This window comes from Parapedobacter lycopersici, from assembly GCF_024643285.1.
GTDB lineage: Bacteria > Bacteroidota > Bacteroidia > Sphingobacteriales > Sphingobacteriaceae > Parapedobacter > Parapedobacter lycopersici.
Genome location: NZ_JAMSLW010000003.1, coordinates 146,110 through 163,246 on the forward strand (window position 1 = coordinate 146,110; position 17,137 = coordinate 163,246).

At 44.9% G+C, this 17,137-nt stretch carries 29 protein-coding genes; 16 read left to right on the top strand and 13 right to left on the bottom strand.

Annotation, left to right across the window (positions count from 1 at the left end):
- The first annotated feature begins 87 nt into the window (after positions 1-87).
- The 15 genes from NEV57_RS07435 to NEV57_RS07505 all read left to right on the top strand — a co-directional run bounded on the left by NEV57_RS07435 (position 88) and on the right by NEV57_RS07505 (position 6,039).
- On the top strand, positions 88-270 hold the full coding sequence (locus NEV57_RS07435) for a hypothetical protein (RefSeq protein WP_257657679.1): 183 nt from the start codon (positions 88-90) through the stop codon (positions 268-270).
- A complete protein-coding gene (locus tag NEV57_RS07440) occupies positions 260-538 on the top strand; it encodes a hypothetical protein (protein WP_257657680.1) in 279 nt (92 codons plus the stop codon). Before NEV57_RS07435 ends, NEV57_RS07440 begins: the two co-directional genes overlap by 11 nt.
- On the top strand, positions 535-819 hold the full coding sequence (locus NEV57_RS07445; RefSeq protein ID WP_257657681.1) for a hypothetical protein: 285 nt from the start codon (positions 535-537) through the stop codon (positions 817-819). The genes NEV57_RS07440 and NEV57_RS07445 overlap by 4 nt, the downstream gene beginning before the upstream one ends.
- On the top strand, positions 819-1,565 hold the full coding sequence (locus NEV57_RS07450; RefSeq protein WP_257657682.1) for a DNA methyltransferase: 747 nt from the start codon (positions 819-821) through the stop codon (positions 1,563-1,565). The genes NEV57_RS07445 and NEV57_RS07450 overlap by 1 nt, the downstream gene beginning before the upstream one ends.
- Before the next feature lie 45 nt (positions 1,566-1,610).
- On the top strand, positions 1,611-1,937 hold the full coding sequence (locus tag NEV57_RS07455) for a hypothetical protein (protein ID WP_257657683.1): 327 nt from the start codon (positions 1,611-1,613) through the stop codon (positions 1,935-1,937).
- Positions 1,934-2,932 (top strand): DNA cytosine methyltransferase, encoded by a 999-nt coding sequence (locus NEV57_RS07460; protein ID WP_257657684.1) that lies wholly within the window; start codon positions 1,934-1,936, stop codon positions 2,930-2,932. Before NEV57_RS07455 ends, NEV57_RS07460 begins: the two co-directional genes overlap by 4 nt.
- A gap of 217 nt (positions 2,933-3,149) precedes the next feature.
- The gene (locus NEV57_RS07465; protein ID WP_257657685.1) at positions 3,150-3,395 is read left to right on the top strand and encodes a hypothetical protein; all 246 of its coding nucleotides are present in this window, start codon (positions 3,150-3,152) and stop codon (positions 3,393-3,395) included.
- Positions 3,392-3,682, top strand: coding sequence for a hypothetical protein (locus tag NEV57_RS07470; protein WP_257657686.1), 291 nt, complete (start codon positions 3,392-3,394; stop codon positions 3,680-3,682). The genes NEV57_RS07465 and NEV57_RS07470 overlap by 4 nt, the downstream gene beginning before the upstream one ends.
- A 6-nt stretch (positions 3,683-3,688) precedes the next feature.
- On the top strand, positions 3,689-4,066 hold the full coding sequence (locus NEV57_RS07475; protein ID WP_257657687.1) for a hypothetical protein: 378 nt from the start codon (positions 3,689-3,691) through the stop codon (positions 4,064-4,066).
- 11 nt (positions 4,067-4,077) lie between these two features.
- Positions 4,078-4,344 carry a hypothetical protein gene (locus NEV57_RS07480; RefSeq protein WP_257657688.1) on the top strand — a complete coding sequence of 89 codons (267 nt, stop codon included), beginning with the start codon at positions 4,078-4,080 and terminating at the stop codon, positions 4,342-4,344.
- On the top strand, positions 4,341-4,712 hold the full coding sequence (locus tag NEV57_RS07485) for a hypothetical protein (protein ID WP_257657689.1): 372 nt from the start codon (positions 4,341-4,343) through the stop codon (positions 4,710-4,712). The genes NEV57_RS07480 and NEV57_RS07485 overlap by 4 nt, the downstream gene beginning before the upstream one ends.
- Positions 4,709-5,011: a hypothetical protein gene (locus NEV57_RS07490; RefSeq protein WP_257657690.1), complete on the top strand. Its 303-nt coding sequence runs from the start codon at positions 4,709-4,711 to the stop codon at positions 5,009-5,011. The genes NEV57_RS07485 and NEV57_RS07490 overlap by 4 nt, the downstream gene beginning before the upstream one ends.
- A gap of 30 nt (positions 5,012-5,041) precedes the next feature.
- A complete protein-coding gene (locus tag NEV57_RS07495; protein WP_257657691.1) occupies positions 5,042-5,290 on the top strand; it encodes a hypothetical protein in 249 nt (82 codons plus the stop codon).
- Positions 5,287-5,781, top strand: a complete 495-nt coding sequence (locus NEV57_RS07500) for a hypothetical protein (protein WP_257657692.1) — start codon at positions 5,287-5,289, stop codon at positions 5,779-5,781. The genes NEV57_RS07495 and NEV57_RS07500 overlap by 4 nt, the downstream gene beginning before the upstream one ends.
- 6 nt (positions 5,782-5,787) lie before the next feature.
- On the top strand, positions 5,788-6,039 hold the full coding sequence (locus NEV57_RS07505; protein WP_257657693.1) for a hypothetical protein: 252 nt from the start codon (positions 5,788-5,790) through the stop codon (positions 6,037-6,039).
- 61 nt (positions 6,040-6,100) lie between these two features.
- On the opposite strand, the gene NEV57_RS07510 is transcribed toward NEV57_RS07505, so the two are convergent.
- Entirely contained in the window at positions 6,101-6,358 is a 258-nt protein-coding gene (locus NEV57_RS07510) for a hypothetical protein (protein ID WP_257657694.1), read from the bottom strand.
- A gap of 57 nt (positions 6,359-6,415) precedes the next feature.
- A complete protein-coding gene (locus NEV57_RS07515; protein ID WP_257657695.1) occupies positions 6,416-6,703 on the bottom strand; it encodes a hypothetical protein in 288 nt (95 codons plus the stop codon).
- Positions 6,704-6,874: 171 nt separating this feature from the next.
- Here NEV57_RS07515 and NEV57_RS15795 point away from each other — a divergent pair, with 171 nt between their 5' ends.
- Positions 6,875-7,039: a DUF6965 family protein gene (locus tag NEV57_RS15795; RefSeq protein ID WP_372340071.1), complete on the top strand. Its 165-nt coding sequence runs from the start codon at positions 6,875-6,877 to the stop codon at positions 7,037-7,039.
- On the opposite strand, the gene NEV57_RS07520 is transcribed toward NEV57_RS15795, so the two are convergent.
- From NEV57_RS07520 to NEV57_RS07565, 11 genes are all read right to left on the bottom strand, one after another.
- Positions 7,018-7,782: a hypothetical protein gene (locus NEV57_RS07520; protein ID WP_257657696.1), complete on the bottom strand. Its 765-nt coding sequence runs from the start codon at positions 7,780-7,782 to the stop codon at positions 7,018-7,020. The two genes, NEV57_RS15795 and NEV57_RS07520, sit on opposite strands and share 22 nt — an antisense overlap.
- 300 nt (positions 7,783-8,082) lie before the next feature.
- Complete coding sequence (locus NEV57_RS07525; RefSeq protein ID WP_257657697.1) at positions 8,083-8,646, bottom strand: N-acetylmuramidase domain-containing protein; 564 nt, start codon at positions 8,644-8,646, stop codon at positions 8,083-8,085.
- An 81-nt stretch (positions 8,647-8,727) separates the two neighbouring features.
- Positions 8,728-8,958 (bottom strand): hypothetical protein, encoded by a 231-nt coding sequence (locus NEV57_RS07530; RefSeq protein WP_257657698.1) that lies wholly within the window; start codon positions 8,956-8,958, stop codon positions 8,728-8,730.
- A gap of 2 nt (positions 8,959-8,960) precedes the next feature.
- Entirely contained in the window at positions 8,961-11,249 is a 2,289-nt protein-coding gene (locus NEV57_RS07535) for a polysaccharide deacetylase family protein (RefSeq protein WP_257657699.1), read from the bottom strand.
- Between the two features lie 446 nt (positions 11,250-11,695).
- Positions 11,696-12,007 (bottom strand): hypothetical protein, encoded by a 312-nt coding sequence (locus tag NEV57_RS07540; protein ID WP_257657700.1) that lies wholly within the window; start codon positions 12,005-12,007, stop codon positions 11,696-11,698.
- Entirely contained in the window at positions 12,004-12,639 is a 636-nt protein-coding gene (locus tag NEV57_RS15845) for a DUF6712 family protein (RefSeq protein WP_443686083.1), read from the bottom strand. Before NEV57_RS15845 ends, NEV57_RS07540 begins: the two co-directional genes overlap by 4 nt.
- Positions 12,608-13,771: a hypothetical protein gene (locus tag NEV57_RS07545; protein ID WP_257657701.1), complete on the bottom strand. Its 1,164-nt coding sequence runs from the start codon at positions 13,769-13,771 to the stop codon at positions 12,608-12,610. The genes NEV57_RS15845 and NEV57_RS07545 overlap by 32 nt, the downstream gene beginning before the upstream one ends.
- Positions 13,771-14,298, bottom strand: coding sequence for a hypothetical protein (locus NEV57_RS07550; protein ID WP_257657702.1), 528 nt, complete (start codon positions 14,296-14,298; stop codon positions 13,771-13,773). Before NEV57_RS07550 ends, NEV57_RS07545 begins: the two co-directional genes overlap by 1 nt.
- A complete protein-coding gene (locus NEV57_RS07555) occupies positions 14,295-14,903 on the bottom strand; it encodes a hypothetical protein (protein WP_257657703.1) in 609 nt (202 codons plus the stop codon). Before NEV57_RS07555 ends, NEV57_RS07550 begins: the two co-directional genes overlap by 4 nt.
- 11 nt (positions 14,904-14,914) lie before the next feature.
- The gene (locus tag NEV57_RS07560; protein ID WP_257657704.1) at positions 14,915-15,985 is read right to left on the bottom strand and encodes a hypothetical protein; all 1,071 of its coding nucleotides are present in this window, start codon (positions 15,983-15,985) and stop codon (positions 14,915-14,917) included.
- A gap of 19 nt (positions 15,986-16,004) precedes the next feature.
- Complete coding sequence (locus NEV57_RS07565) at positions 16,005-17,090, bottom strand: Clp protease ClpP (protein ID WP_257657705.1); 1,086 nt, start codon at positions 17,088-17,090, stop codon at positions 16,005-16,007.
- Between the last annotated feature and the right edge of the window lie 47 nt (positions 17,091-17,137).

The following is a 17,137-nucleotide window of genomic DNA, read 5'->3' on the forward strand; positions in this document are numbered from 1 at the left end:
GCCGGACGGACAGTGGCTCAAATCGAACCCATCGTCAAGGGATCTTGACTTAACACAGGAATCAAACCCCGAACTAATAAAACAACAATGAAACTGATATTAATTTACCTGGTATTTCTGGCTGTTTGCATAACCTTCTTCACAACAGTGAGTGAGGATGATGAGCCGGTAGAAACGGAAACCTGGCAGGTAGCGGACACTGTCTTTGTCAGCAATGGAATAGACACATTAAGGTTGGACGTGAGTAAACTTAGGCAAGATGAAAACTAACGGAAATGAACCGATAAACTTAGCAATGTGGCGACAAACATCTGACACTGAAAGCCGTATCGCCACCGAAAAAGACAAACAATTCGGCATGCATCTGCACGCAAGTTGCGGCTTAACAAAGCGCGAATACTTCGCTTCTATGGCAATGGGTGGAATATTGGCTGACGTGAGATCATTGAGCGACGCTTCTTTAAAGGCAGTCGTTGAATCATCGGTGTCAATCGCTGATTTGTTGATTGAAGAACTGAATAAGGAGGAACAGCAATGAAAACACTGCAACAAATACGCGACGAAGTTGCGAGGGAATATGAATTTGAAACCTGGGTAGATATGAGCAAGTATGCCCCACTGAGGTTCTCAGATGAAGTATCCCGCCGATACGCCACGGAAGTCGCCAAAGCTACTCTGGAAAGGGCGGCTGAGAATGCAAAGATAAATGCCAGTAAAGTGAGCGGTGCTGTCCGGATCAAATCATGGGCACTTGGTCACGGAATCAAACTCACTCCGTCTCGAGAATCCATCCTTGAAACCCCAATAGAACTACTGTAATGGAAAATAAACTAACAATAGTTGAAAACCGAGATTGCATCGAAGCAATGAAGGAGTTTCCAGATGGGTACTTCGAACTGGCAATAGTTGACCCGCCGTATGGTATTGGGCTTGACATGGTCACTAAGGTCAACTCAAATGCAAGAAATAAAAAGAATAACGGCACAGTCGTTAAACACAAGGAAAAAGACTGGAATAACGCCATTCCAGATACTGAATATTTCACTGAGCTGTACAGGGTCTCAAAGCACCAAATTATTTGGGGGTGTAATTACTATGGTTCGCAAATAAAGTCTTGCGGACGAATTGTACACAACAAGTTGATGACCATCAAAGGCACTGCATTTAAATGGTCAGAAGCCGATATAGCAAGTTGCTCGATATTCAATCGAATCGTCATGTTTGATTATCAATGGCAGGGCAACAAACAGGGCGGTACTATCAATTGGACAAACACTGGTCCTGACGCCAGAATACATCCTACACAAAAGCCGATAGCGCTTTATAAATACTGCTTAGGGTTCGCTAAACCAGGAGATAAAATACTTGATACACATCTCGGTAGCGGCAGCAGCCGTATAGCCGCCTACGAAATGGGGTTTGACTTTTGGGGGTACGAGCTTGATACTGAATATTTCGCAGCTCAGGAAGAACGCTTCCAACGGCACATCAAGCAGGGACAGCTATTCATGCCACAACAACAATACGGACAACAAATATCACTACTGGATAATCAGGCGCAATAAGGGGTTCGATTCCCCTTTTATCCACTAACCTTTAACAAAAAAAGAATGAACAAAACAATACAACTACGCACCAACCCAAAAGACTGGGGACGGATTAAAGACCGGATCAAACGGCCGCACGAGGCGCGCCAGCTTACACTGGATCTTCCGGTTTGCCCACTTACCCTACATAACCTTGACGACACTACTCGATTCATGGTACACCGTTATTCGCTTGACCCGGATTTTATGTCGGTTAGGACGAGTGAAGTTATTGCGGTTCACAACCTGGTAATCGTTGGCGGGAAAGTGTTGAAGGTGGTCAGGGTTGATCCGGTGAGCCCCGGTTGTGTAGAAATAAAAACATTGAAGTTTGGGAGGTATCAGAAATGACGCACGGTAGCTTATTCAGCGGGATAGGCGGGTTTGATTATGCATCCCAGCTTATGGGATGGGAGAACTCCTTTCATTGCGAGATAAATCCATTCGGACGTCACGTATTAAATTATTATTGGCCACAAGCAACAAGTTATGATGACATCACAAAGACAGATTTCTCTATTTGGAGAGGACGAATTGATGTCCTCACGGGAGGATTTCCTTGCCAGCCATTCAGCCTCGCTGGAAAGCGGAAAGGCAAGGAAGATGACCGTTATCTCTGGCCGGAGATGCTCCGAGCTATTGACGAAATCAGACCCCGTTGGGTGTGTGGTGAAAACGTTGCTGGAATCGGCAGCATGGTACAACCCGAGGCTAACCGCGCTACGGTGGAAAGTACAGCCGATTTCTTCGGAGAGGAAGACAGTCAGATTATCACTGAATACCAGGAATACGTTGTCGAGACAGTCTGTAACGATCTTGAACGTATCGGATATTCCGTCCAACCGGTTATTATTCCGGCTTGTGCCATCGGTGCTCCGCACAGAAGGGATAGGATCTGGTTTATTGCTAACGCCGAGCGTAACAATGATATCCGAACGATCACCGGAAGCCATGGAGCGACGCAAAGCGTGGAGGGCATCAACCGGACTAAAAACCGTCCCGCCGGGAAATCTTGCAGAACAGATAGCGGGGATGATTACAGGCACAGATCGATCGAACATGTTACCTACACCAGCGACACGGGACTACAAGGGGGCGCGCACATCGGAAGCATTGAAAGCTTCCGGAAGGAGCGGGGCGAACTCATTGCCGGACACTTTTGCCCAGACTGGCAAAACTTCCCAACTCAACCCCCGGTTTGTGATGGAAATGATGGGCTTCCCTCCGAACTGGACGGAATCACCTTTTCTAAGTGGAGAAATGAATCAATAAAGGCACTCGGCAACGCAATAGTTCCGCAAGTGGCATTGGAGATTTTCAAAGCAATACAAGAATACGAATCATGACCAAAGCATTAGACGAAACAGCAGGGAGCCGGAGGATGAAGTTAGGCAAAACGAGTTTGGACCCCGCCTCGCCTAACTGTCCAATTCAATGTTCAAGTGTGATAGTTTGCCGCCTTTGTCTAAACGGCTGCTTTAGTTTTGATATTCTAAAACAACAAGGTGAGGTTTCCAACCCTATATAGTATCAGATCGAACAAAACAAACATAATAAATTAATATGAAACTCCACGACTTAACAGTAGGCCAGCGCTTCACAGCCAAGATTTTCGGACGCACAACCATGTGCGAGGTGGTCAGAACCGGAATTGAGGATGATGGTCGCGGAGAAACCGAATTGATGCGTATATGGGATAAGGATGGCGACCAACCTACCCGTCATTACAAACCCATGGAAAGTACGTTCGTCGTTGAGCTTGCTTGGTTCACACACGTAAATCATAAAGTAGAAAGGGTATTGATATGAAGTTCAAAGAAGACGATTTGGTGATGCTTCGACTGCCAAACGATGCAGATTTTGAAGGTAGGCAGCCGCATTACAATACTTGGTTTCGAGTGATGTTTATTGACAATGACGGCAGCTTCATTGGGGTGGTTGAGAAAACGGATAAAGAATTTCGGATGTATGAAATTGGTCAGCATATTATGCTTGACGCTGCGAAAGTACAGCGAATTTACAATAGAGGCGACCAATTCTGCTATTCTGACGGCGTTACCGTATGTAATTGCAGTTCACTTTGCAGGAATAAATAATTTGATATGAAGTTGTATGAACTTTCTATTGGCCAGCGCTTCACCTTCGTCGGGAAATATAGGGGGAGGATATTCGAGGTGATCGTAAGGCAGCAACACCTGATCATCTATCAGGATACTGCTACCGGCGAGAAAAAGCATACCTGGAGCAACCGGGTGATGTTCCGTTCGGATGTGTGGATTGAAAGCAACGAAAAGGCTTTTGCCTTGAACGATGACGAGATCCGGATGATAATCTCCGCGCTGTACACGGCTTACCTGGAATCATCGGACGAGAACGAGCGGAGCAGGATTAATCAACTGAATTTGAAACTAACAGGCCATCCGGGTAGAATCGTGGATGTGCCGGAGGATGTTAACCCTTCCCCTAATGTAGGGGAGTAAATTGAAAAAGTATGACCAACAAAACCAAAGCAGCCATAGAGGAAGCTGCAAGAAACATTACACTCGACGTTTACGGGCATACGGATGATACTGCCCATTTCTATATGCGTGGAATTGTGCGCGGATGCACAGAAGTTGCCAATGACCCGGATAAATACGGATTGGGCCATAAGCCATTTAGAATCCAAGAAGTTCGTGAACTGGTAAATCAAATGCTATCCGAAGAAATCAGCTTTAGCAGGTTCGTGGAGTTAATCAATGAAGGAGGTACGAAATGAGCAATAAACTACCAACAACGAAAGAACTAATCGATGAAAACCTCGGGGGATTAGAGCTCATCATGGATGGTGAGATGTGGAACTTTTACTCTGACGTGATCCGTCAATGCATCGAATCCCACACAGCAGCCCACACCGCTGCGTTGCAAGAAAGGGTGAAGGAATTGGAGAACGAAATGAGCCGGGAAATAGATCTTCTTCACACGGGAGTCCACGAATTAATCACCAATGCCCGCATAGGTCTCACCAAAATATTAATCGGTTTCGATAAACATGAGGCTGCGGATAGGTTGCTATATGACTTGGATGTCAAACAGGGTAAATTAATGGACGCGATTATCAATAAAACCAAAAACACATCGAAATGAATCAGGAAATCAAATTGAATCTGGATAAAGCAGCAGAAAAGCTTACCAGTAACGTACACTTGAAAGCCGGTTTTGTACATGGTGCCCAAACCATCCTCGAAAATCCGGGGGAGTGGGGGTTGGTAAATGCTAAATGGAAAGAAGATGCTATCTATAACGCAGACACTGGCGTTGAAATAGCTGCTGAACGAGATAAATACCGAGAGGCTTTGGAGAAGCTGTTAAAGGAAGATATGTGCAGCTACGCAGGAGATAGATTAATCAAAGAAGCACTTAAACAGGAGGTAAACAATGACTGATAAACAATCAATACTTAATCTGAAAGTGATATGAAAACTTTACAACAAATCAAAGATGACCTTGCAAAAGATCAGGGCTATAACGACTGGAACAATATGATAGGTAGAGTAATCGACTATTTACAGATTGAAGCTGTAGCCGAATGGCTGGCTAAATCAGTTGCCAAAGAAACGCTTAAAAACGCATTTGATAGAGTTGAAAAGCACCAAAAAGATATTCAAAATCCAGACCCTATACTTCTTGGTGCGCTCATTGATAAAAATAACATTCCGTCATGAAACACTTCCCAATACTATCCGGCTCCGCCTATGTGGTGGAGTTGCCGGAAACACAATGGCCATACAGAGACCTTAATTATAAAATAAGAGCAGAACTCGGTAAGCCATTGGCTGGAAAAATGTTGGTTAGGGGTTCAAATTCGTTATGGCAAGAGGTCGATCTCCCCACCGGATACTGGCGCATCGTAGGCATGTTGAGTGAGGTGGCGGAGGAGCAGGCGGCGGGATTGGTGGACAGCAAGGAAACAGAAGGAGCATGGCCTTTCGCTGATGTGTTTACGATGGATTACATATCGGGCAGCTATACATTATCAACCGCCCTCGAATCCCTCGAAAGCGCGATACAGGTTGCTGGTTGGTATTTTGAGAACCCCGTAAAAATACACACATGGGCGAGTGAAAACGCGGATGATTACAGAAAACAATGGGAAGAAGGCAAGAAACGCGTCCTGTCCCGTGAGCGATGTGTTATTTTGCAGAAGGTAAATTAACTTAATATGGAACTATTTATAAAATTCACCGATTCGTCCGAATCATTTACTAATGGGGTAGAGTTCGGAAGGCTGCTTAATAAGATGGAGCGGGGTGATGAAAACGTGTCTAATAATGGGTTCCCGTGTCACATAGAAAACATGGAAGTATTAGAATCAGCATGCCTCGCTTATGGATATATACCGGTATGGGGAAAGGATCACTACGGCGAATGGGTTGATTTTATGGGAATAAAGAAGGTTGCAGGAGATAACTAGTATCACTATATTCGTATACGCTTTAGGTTTAGCCACTCCTAAAAGTGGCGGTAGCCCCTTACTACGGTGAGGGGCTATTTTTTATGTATTCATCCGGGTCAACTTCCGGATAGTGCCGGGCAAGAAAATCAACAACGTCTCTTCTCGCATAGGCGCCGAAACCTATTTTTGTTTCCTCGTGCATCCTCTTGACGAGGTAGGCAAGCACCGGATCTGTTTCAATTGTACACGGCTCTTTTTTGAATTTAGTGCGCTTTGGTCGTATTTTTCTATTTAACCAGTGATCAACCATACTAACAAAGTTAGCGATCAAATCCATACAACTCCAAATAATTCGTGTTCGGGGAGAAAGAAGCGAAGCTGATATGGTCAGAGGTTAACAGATATTGGGAACGGAAGTCGGATCCGAATCGCCCGTTGGATTAAAACCGTGCGGTATGATTACGGTGCCAATCATGTCTCTTTCTGGCAGTTTTAGCGCCTCCGAAATAATCATCTCCTTCACCACGCCGGCGGCGACACCGTATTTATAATTTTCCCAATCACCTATTTTCTTCGGAGTCAATATTGCTTTTTCATTCGGCAACCCGAGGTCAGATTCTAAAACCCAATATCCAGCTTTGCTGAGGCGACGGAGCAGGTCATGTGTTAATTTTGCTTTCATATAATGAAGACACCTAAATGTATATATTTGTTTGTGCAATTTTGGAAAATCACTAAAGAGGACGCACTCTGTTAAAAATGCGGCCTCAGAATGTTTTTGGGATATCAATTTCAGGTGAAATCAAATATAAATGTTTTGACCCCTCAAGAATTAAAAGACGAACTGGCTGGGATGAATTTACCCGCCACATTTAAACTGTCCGCGTGGGAGAATATCGTGGATGTTAAGGGCTTCCTTGACACGTCGTTCGATATTGTTAAGGCTTGGCCGAGGGGCCTGGACAGTTGTCCGGCATGGGAGAGGTTATTGAGGTTTCACCAGGCGATCAAATCGTAGCTTCCCCGAAACGCCGGATACCACCGATGGCCGTCCCAAAGATATGCTCCCTGCAAACCTATCCGTCCGGCCTGTATCCGGGCACCTCCGCCGAGGCCAGCGCCGATTCGTGGGTGATAATCGCCTATGGCCTGTATCGATATTTTCAATTTATCCTGTGGCGACTCAACACGAAAGTGCTTTAATCCCATTATTGTGGCATTTGGATCATTTGGCCAAAACCTACCATATGTTCTCCGCCTAGAAAACAAGTTTTTACGCTCGTTATACCACATCCAGTTAAGCTCCATGTTATAGGTGCTATTCAATGTAGCCGGTTTGCCTCCTAATGGCTTAATTACGTCCACTGTCAACCAATCATCCTTATAGTAGAATGATGTGTCAGTTTCAGCCATAACTTTGTTTAGCCGCTTAATTTCGGCTGTTGCTTGCGTGTAGATTTCCAGCACGCGATTCTTGGCACCGCGTTCTTCATTCAGCAGCCTTAGAACGCTATCTATCATTCCGGCGCTATCGGTAGACAATGCAAGGCCAGCCTGTGTTAATGCCCGCTTGGTTTCCTCAAATATCGTATGTTCAAGCCCCTTTTTGTCCACTTGGGACGAAACCCGCTCCGCTTCCAGTTTAACATTCTCTTTTGCCTGCCTTTCTATGGGAGATTCTTCTTCCGGTGGATGCTGTAGAATCCACCAAGCAAGCGCCGCAATAATAGCAAGCAGTATAAATATCAATACGTTTTTCATTGAAACCCTCCTTTCGTGGCCAAACTATCAGATAGTAATTTTATCTGTCCATCTTTGGTCATTATTGTGGTTGTGTACTTGTCAATCTGAGCCTCCAATTGGGTAACCCGAGCCCAAAGTCTATCCACCTGTTCCATACAGTCGCTGTTGCGATCATCCGTGGTATCGAATAGTTTATTTATGAACGTAGTGAGCAGTGCCGTCACAATCATCACCAATACAGCCAGTGGCCACTTGGTTATTGTTCTTGCTGTCTTTTCGCTGTATATCGGATTATCCATTTGGTAGATGTTTAGATTGTCACTTGCTCCATTTCTCGTAAGCTTTACGCAACGACACGTCGTATGGTTCCCGTCCCCATTTTTTAGCCATTTTCTTATATGATGCGCCGTTGTAAATGGTAGCCACCGTATGCCAGTCCTTTGTCACCAATGCGCGGTAAAGCCGATCGTCAGTTTTGATGAATCTGACTAACGCCAGTACTTGTTGGTATTCTCCACGCTTGAAGTCGTCCCACATTTCGCCCACAGACTTATATCCGAGGCGATAGAAGTGGAATCCCATAATCTGCGGCATTCCGATTGACGTTGACATCATTGCGCTTTCAGGGCTGATTTTCCACGCGTCATTGAATGCTATCCATTCCTCGGCCTGCCGCTCCACGCCATTTGCCGACCATTTCCCGGACGGGGCATATGGTTCGTGCCGTTTGAACCATGACGGCTCGAACTGGATGATAATCTTTCCCGTTGCGGGATCGAACCCGCTTCCTGATGACTCCACATCAATGAACGCCTTTAATTGTGCGAAGGTAAGTCCGTTATTCCGGGCGATTTCCTTTATCTGCTGATCTGATATTTTCATGACGAACATTTTATTACGAGCGCCCAAAACCCGATGCAGAGCAACACTATCGCGTACAATGCCACCGAATTCCAATTGATTTTACTTTTCCGACAAGTCATGATCAGTAGTTGTGGCTTTTGCAAGCAGTGTCATAACAAACCCAGCGGTGGCCAGATATCCGGCTACTGTATTCATCCATGCCGGGATAGCGATGGTTTCCGGCGCGGACAATAACCCTACGCTGATAGCTGTCAACGCCCCGCCAAACCAAGCGGCTTTTTTCCAAAATTTCGGTGTTTCCGAAAGGAAACGTTTCAGTAGTGTTTTCATAATTATTCTTCTTTATTTTCCAATGCTTCTATCCGTGCGGTTAAGGCCTGCAACAGTGCTTCCAGTTCGGCGTTTTTTTGTTCCAGCAACGAAACTTTGGCGATTAACACCTGTGATTCGTCAACTGACAATTTACCGGTGTCCTCGTTTTTACGGACGGCATTTGGTAGGTATTCTTCCACCTCTTGCGCATAATACCTTACATGGATAAGGCTATCCCTGCCGTCTTTCCAAGTGAATGCCCGGGCAGGGATATTACCTACACCACTGTAATCATATTCTGCATCATTTTTAAGGGTGCTGTCGGAAGTGTTGGTATATGCACCATTCGCATCCACACCGCCTTCCCATAAACGCATCTGAACCCCGGTATCACTAAAAGTTCTTATTATGACAGCAGCATCCCCATTCACATTCCTACCCTCTATTGCCGGACCCGGCCAACTATTGGTGGAACTTCTGTATATTAAAAAGCTATATTCGTTGTTGGCCGATGATGGTCGTGGGATAGCTGTTTGATTTCCGAACTTTACGTAATTGCCCGTAAAAACAGGGGTTCCAGCAGTTATAGCATACCGACCATCCAATTGGCTATTTGTTCTTACCTGTGTTGCGGCCATACCTGAAACTGCGAACCCCGCCCCATCCACATAACCTTTAGTAGCGACATGATTAGAGGATGTAGGCGTCCAACTCGAATTAACCGAGGCCCCCCCATCGGCTAAGGTAAGCTGTATATTTGCTCCGCCGCCGCCATACCCCCGAATTGTAAAAGATGGTGTGCCCGATGGATTTGTACTTTGGATATACTGACCACTTCCATTACCGGCAATCATAAGAGTGTTTGGCACTGCGGTTGGTGCAGTAGTTAACCCCACCCACCTGTGTGCCCCAACCCAACCTTTTACCCCTGAAATATCAGATTGATTAGAATAATTATCTACAAAATTGTTTTTAACGTAATTTTCCGTAGCTATTCGCTGCCAATTGGTAGCTCCTCCGGAAGCTGAAAAAAACCTAAAAACGGGCACAAAGGAGTCATCAAGCGAACCATAGGGGTATGCCCATTGCATGCCTCCCGACCCACTGAAAAATTTCTTTGAATTAATATGGTGTAGGTTTGAAGGACTGATTGCTAATAATTGTGGCCAATCCTCGGATGTATTAGCAAAAGCAAAAGCTTCCGTTCTGGTGCTAACCAAGGATAAATTATCTGCTTCGGTCAAAGCTGTGTAAGTCGGCGTTTCGCCATATGGTAAGCCTTCAAACCCCCAACTTGGATCTGAAAAAACTTGGTAATCGGAAACCCTGATTTGGTTAAATCCTTTTACTCCTTTTATCATTTGATTCACGCTATCCAATCTTACTCTATTAGCTAGTTCGCTAACAATTTGCTCGTGACCCATGTGATAGTATTTTCGTAAGGCCTGTGATGGGGTTAGAATATCGGCCTGCGAATTATCGACGTATGATTTCAGATGGTTTGTGATGGCGGTTAACTTAGCCTGCGGAATAGTTGTGGATGGATATGTGTGGGCGTAGAACACCATAAATCCACCCGCTTCTATGCAGGCATCAATTGCAGAAATAACGTCTGATTCTGAAGACGATTCAATACTAACCCTCCATAGCCCCCTCAACTCCTGATCAAAGGTATGGTAGCTGTTATCTTCGTTTGGTGGGTTCACCACACCAAAGAAAGTAGTAAATCCGTACTGATAATAATCTTTCAGGATTTCAACAAAATCCGGTTTCATCTGGCTGAAAGGCGTAACCCAACCGGTTGTATTAAACCCCCATTTTCGTAGCGAATCCAAGGACCCCCTCATGTCATTCCGAGCCTGAGTAGGCGATAGTGTTGTAGAATTATCAAACCTAACGTGTGATTTGGAATGGCTTAGTATCTCATACCCCTTTCTCTGATAACCTAAATATCTTGTTTTATCACTTTCCGTTACATTATTAGTTATCAATGCAAAACCGACTCTCCATCCAATAGAGTCAAATTTACTGACCACATTAGCATCAGAAGCCAGCCCGTCATCGAATATAAATGCAAATGTTGCTTTCCTTTTTTCACCCTGAACGATTGGATAATCGAAAGATATTATACTATCCACCTGATGCTTGGTATAACCCAAAGCAAGCAGACTGTCTGTGTATTTTAATGGAGTTATATAGGTGTAGCTTCCGGTCCGCCCAACCATTATTTTTCCATCCGGAACGGCGATAGGCGTTCCGTAGGGCTTGCTTCCGCTTGGGGGGTTAGTTACAGTCTGTCCTACAGCCATTATGCTGCATAATGAAAGTAGAAAGGTTATTAAGTGTTTCATACTATATCTAAAGAAGTACGCGTCCATTTACCGGTATCAAGTTTTGTCCACATCATCATGTTTGTTTCGGAGTAGACTATGTCGCCTACCTTGGCAGATGGATAAGCCGTGTCGATTTGTGCCGATGTGGTATTGAATCCGAAGGAATTCCTTAACGTAGCAGTCACGCCTCCGCCGATCGAACACGCCAAATCGCCAATTCGTTTAAGTGCTACGGCCAAATTCTGACCAATCAATCCAGGAAGACAGCTGACTGACTGACCGTCATAATTGATGTCTGAAGCATTTCCGCCGCCATCGGATGTGTTGCACAAACAGGGGTTTAGAGTGTTTCTCATTTCATTTTAATTAAAAACGGTCGGTACCCTGCTTGGATGCCGACCGCTGATAATCGGCCAAATATTTTACGCCCCAGCTTCCCACGAAATCACGCCATCAGTAGCCGTCAATACGAACGTCCCCGAGTCTGGCGGGGCTGGAATAGCCAACGCGTTAACATTGGCGGCGACCCACGACTTAAGGGCAGCGAAGTTGGCGAACGGATTTCCTGCGCCATCTACAGTGTTGCGGATGTTCAGGTACGGGGTGATTGGATACAGCGGGTCTTTCGAATAGAACCGAAACCCTTCGTTTATTTCCTGTGCGTACACGTCACTTTTTAGGTACGCTTTGCCGCCGATTATTACGCGGACTCCATCTGTTGTTAAACTTGTCATTTTGATATGTTTTTGAAATTTACACCTCTGTTTTGCCTTGTCTTTCCCTGACAATTCTTGCATGTACACGAGCACCCACAGTCGCATATACACGACGCGAATGGATCGATATCCTTCAACGTACACAGATAGTCTTTGGTCATCTCCCAATAATATTCCGCGCTGTTTCGGTTCTTTTTGTCGATATTCCTAAGCTCATTGAGTGGAGCCGGGAGACTGTCCTGATTTGCTTTCTGAACCACTCCGGCCGGCGTATCTTGATACCCATGCCCGTAGATATAAGCGCCATAAGCGTAATGGACAAGCATCCTTTTGACGCCAAAGTGGCGTTTGGTTGTTCCGTCGCAAGCCTGATACGTGCCACCGCAGAATATGTTTTCAATGATTGCAAGTTGATCCGCCGTATATCCGCAATCGTCGCAATCCTCACCGCCTGCGCTCAAGCAATCACCGTAATCCTTCCAGCAACTTATCATGTTGTACAAGCACTGACCCAGCTTAGGTAGAAGCGATAAGTTTTGCTGCTCCCTGATATAAACACATAGCTGATCCCAGTCGCAATGTTTTGCAACCTGTCCAACGCAATCAAAGTCGAACCTATCAATCAGTAATGGTTCTAGTTCGCAACTCATTTTCCCCTAGTTCTTTAATCGTGAAATCCCCTTCATAGAAATTGTCCATCATATAGGCGACACTTTCTCTGATAAACAGCGTCTCTTTATTATAATATCTTATTGCCTCCTTGAAGGCTTCCCCTGACGATCCGAAAAAACTATCTTCGGGATCAATCAAAATTTTCGGAATAGACAGATAAGACTTTCGGATATTATTTGCTATACTTTCTTCATCCTTTTCAAATCTCTTGGAATCATATGTTCCTTTCAGTTCGATGGTTTTAATAAGGTTATCAAGCTCCGCTACATCTTCTTTAGGCTTGAAAACAAATACCGACGAACTGTTTTCAGCTCCTAGCCACCCCCTTATCGCTTCGTCGAACTCTTCCTGGGTTTCTTCATCCAATCCATTTGGGATAATCATGGTCTTGTTCAGAAACCCGCTCCGAAGATTTGTGTTCCGGTACAGACTTATCCGGTACTCGTTATCCGCGTCGTTGTATGCTGGGTGCACCCATGCATATGGATAAACCTCGGTAGGGTCTAGGCTCAGAAAGAACACCTGCCCACGGTAAGACCTTATTAGCCCCTCTACACTCTCATCTTTTCGATCTTTTGCATCTTTTGTCCGTTGGTCGTTAATAATATCAATATCCTTGTTGAACGGATAGAACCATCGACACTTAGTGTCCCCTCTGTCGAATTTCTTCTCACCAGGCCAATCGTGATAGTATATTTTGCCGGGATGGTCGGTTGAATCCTCTTTTGATATACGGCATTTTTTGTAATCCAGCACATCGAGGTAATTTACCTCTCCATCCATGTCATAGTTGACGTGAACAAACGCACCCCGATGGGTTTTCAATGAATGAGCAAGCAGTTGAAGAAAGTCGTATCCTCTCAATCGTTTTTGCCTATTGAATATCTGTTCATTAAGTGAGGTGTCGACGAAGCCCTGGCCAACAATGAACGACTTTAGTTTGTTGGAGGCGGCAAAAGCGGTAACGGAATTACGTTCAACCAACTCAACCCTGTTTGGATAGAGGTTGTCTGAGTCGTTCTTGTAAATATCCTTTTGGCCGCTGGCCTTAACCTCCCTGTTGAACAGTTCGACAATGGAGGCTACGAATTTTCCTACCTTGTCCTTCATTATTCATTGGTTTCAGGTATTTGCTCTGGATCTTCTAATTTTTTATCATCTTGCTTATTATGTTGGTCGATGACTTTTTCTTCAGAAGATGCTTTCAAAATATCAGCCCTTTTTGCTTTAGACTTTTTTGGTTTGTCCTCAACCTCGACAGAAGGCAATTTCTTAAACTGACCGGCCCGTTTTTTTCGCTTATCAGCATCAGATGGATATTTTACCCATTCCTCCCAATCTTCGTTGGAACTATTTTTATCCAAAACACGCCCCTTAAAGTACACTCGGTAATTAGGGTCGTTAAGATCGTATGTTTTTTTGCTTGGCATTCTGTTCTCCTCCTGTTGTGGTAAATAGTGCTTTCGCCATGTAGCGAAGTGTTTTGAAAAGCTGCAACCGAAGCATCCCGAGGGCAATTTCCCGCCAGGGAACACTTGCGCGGCATCTTCGGTTGCGTACTTCTTGAATAAGGCAAATAATGATTTGTCCTTCCTTACCTTGCTTGGCTCCAGTGCTGCTAATTTCTCACGGATCATAAGCTGTCAAAGAACGCTTTCGTAGTGTCGTAATCAGTCATCAATAGTACCAAGGGAGGATATGGCTCTAAATCAGGGTCAATGCTAGATAATGGGATTACTAAATTTCCATTGTTCTCGTTGTGATCGAACGTGCCATCTGCCAGCTTTAAACCCTGGTCCCAGCCATAAACTAAAAATGCATCTACCCCAGCGGCCCCTTTGAACTTCTGTTCGATAATAGCAATCACTTCGGCACCCTCACTAAGGGCCTTGAGATTACAAATCGATAGTTGAGTAAGTGCTCCGGTAAAAAGATTAACGGTGTGTGTATAGTTTATGCCAAAGTCACCATTAGACCACGGGAACGCCGCGTTTAACAGGCGCTTGCCTGGAATACCCTCAATAGTAACAGCATTAAGATCAGCCGGATCTTCCCCTGAGTATGCAGTAATAACGTGACTGCAAGCGGAAGGGGTAAGAGATCTATTGACAGTCCAATCAGACAAAGTTATATCACAACGGTTGATTAATTTTACCCGTTGTTCTATCCCGCTTATCCCTTTTGAGTCACAACTGTGCAGACTGTCATTAACAACCTTTGCACATATATTTTCACATGCCATTTTAACCTCCTTTAATAAGCGATTGCAAAATCTTCGTCAACTACTACTTTTGCGTCCAGACTGGTACCAACATCGATAAGGATTTCTTTGTCCTTTCGCTCATACCACATATCGAACGACCGGAACGCATCCATATCGCAGGTACCTATAGGCTTGTTGCCTCGATACGTCAACAGTGCGCGGTGCGGATTGTCGTAGTTGGTTGCACCGGTGGTTTGTTGCTGCCACTTAATTACCGATTGCCATTCGTTTCGGATGTTAATAGGAATACCCAAATAATTGAGATTAGCAATTGCGTAACGGGACTCTGTAACACCATCAGTTTGCGAGAAGCAGCAGTTTACCTCTTTGTTGGTCTGCAACCACTGTAAGTAGTTGTATGCCAGCTCAGGGGTTAGGTCGAAGTGAATACCGGGAGCCGACAGCAATTGAGTGTTGTTGATTGCCGCCCAATCGTACATTGCTTTTAGGGCTTGGTAAGCACGATCATCTGCCAAATCCATTTGGTCTACGATGGTTGCCTCAGCGTTTTCAGGGATAGTATACCGGAATGCGCCACCGGCGGTGATGATTGCTTCGTACTGTTTAAACAGACCGTCTACACCTGCGTAATCCGGGTTCGTGTCTTCCGAGTCATCGAAATAGCCGATACGCCACATGGACGCGTTTTGGTTGCGGCTGACAAGCTCTACAAGGAACTGGATGAACGCATCCTCCATGTTGTCGAAGTCTTTGCATTTCATATTCCAAAACTTGCGGAAGTCGCAGGAAAGATTTTCTTTACAGATTACGATACGGCAATCGTAATCAATGGGTGACCACTTCTTCACGGATGATGTGGTTGACACGTCACACACGTTGGTCTGACAATTGCCTTGTGATACTTTCAGGAAGCCGTAATCCGGAGCCGCGTCTATGATTGGTATTAACTGGCCATTTCGGATTTCGGTCATTACTTCGTGGTGGTTCGCAAAATTTTCATCCTCAACATACCGCTTGAAAATCGCGTTGTTAATGTTTGCTTTGTCGGCCGAGCAGAGGTCGTTCACCTCATCAAGAATGCCGTCTATAACTATTGCCATTTCTTTATGATTTTAATTGTTAAACCTTCAGTTTTGAAGCCGCTCCGGACAATCCGACTTTTTTGTCCTTGTTTTTGGGCGACTTGTCCTTATCGTCTTTGTCGTCCACAACTACCTCGGATACCAATCCATTCAGTTTGTTCCATTTGGAATCGTATTCCTTCTGTTTGGCTTGGATAACTTTGATTTCTTCGGATTGCGCATTGAGTGTCGCTTCGTTCGCTTCCAGCTTAGACTTCAATTCAGCATTCTCTTGTCGCAATGCCTCGATTTCGTCGTCGCTGTCATCTTCTTTCTCGATGATTTCGGTCAACTCTCCGGATACAAATACATACACGGTTGCGTCAGCTAGTGTATAACGGCCTTCGGCAGGCTTCCCGTCAATTGTGGCCTTATCACCAACCTTAGGTGACTGGCCATCCTCCAAATCAGGAAAAAAAAGAACCTCATTGGTAGAGGTGAATACCTCAACGTTCTTTGCTTCGCTTGCGAAAATCTCTTTGAGTTTCGCAAGGATGCTTTTCTCGTCTTTTTTCATGCTATTTTTAGTTTTGAATTTTTCAAGAGCCACAGGACGCAGCACTTCTTCTATTTCAGTTGCAAATCGGATATTTAAGGCTTCTTCGGGGGTAATGAATGTTTCTTCCTCCATTAACGCCCGCGCTTCTTCGTATGTCAGGTTAGTGTGTTCAGAGTAGAATTTTGCTATGCGCTCGTTGACTTTCTCCAGTTCGACCGAAATCCGCTTAAAATCATTTGCATCTCCCTCTTGGTAGGTCCATGCGTTGTGTACGAACGGCTCAATATACTTTGAAACGATTCGAGTATCTCCAGCAAGGAATACAACTGTAGCGATAGATGAGCATCGGCCGTCAGCACGGGTCACTATCGCAGCTTTATTATCCCTTGCGTATCGTCTAAGAGCGGCATAAATGGCAAAACCCTCTTCGACATCACCCCCCATGGAGTTAATGCCGACTTCCACATCTTTACCTTTAGCCTCGGCAAGTTGGGTCTCGACGTAGGTAAGGTTGCAGAATCCATTCTCTACAACCCATCCGTCTTGGTACGGTACAATTTCGCCATATATGCGTACTTTATGCATACGGTAAAGTTATCCCGTAAGCATTTTTTATTATGCCAGTACTTTTG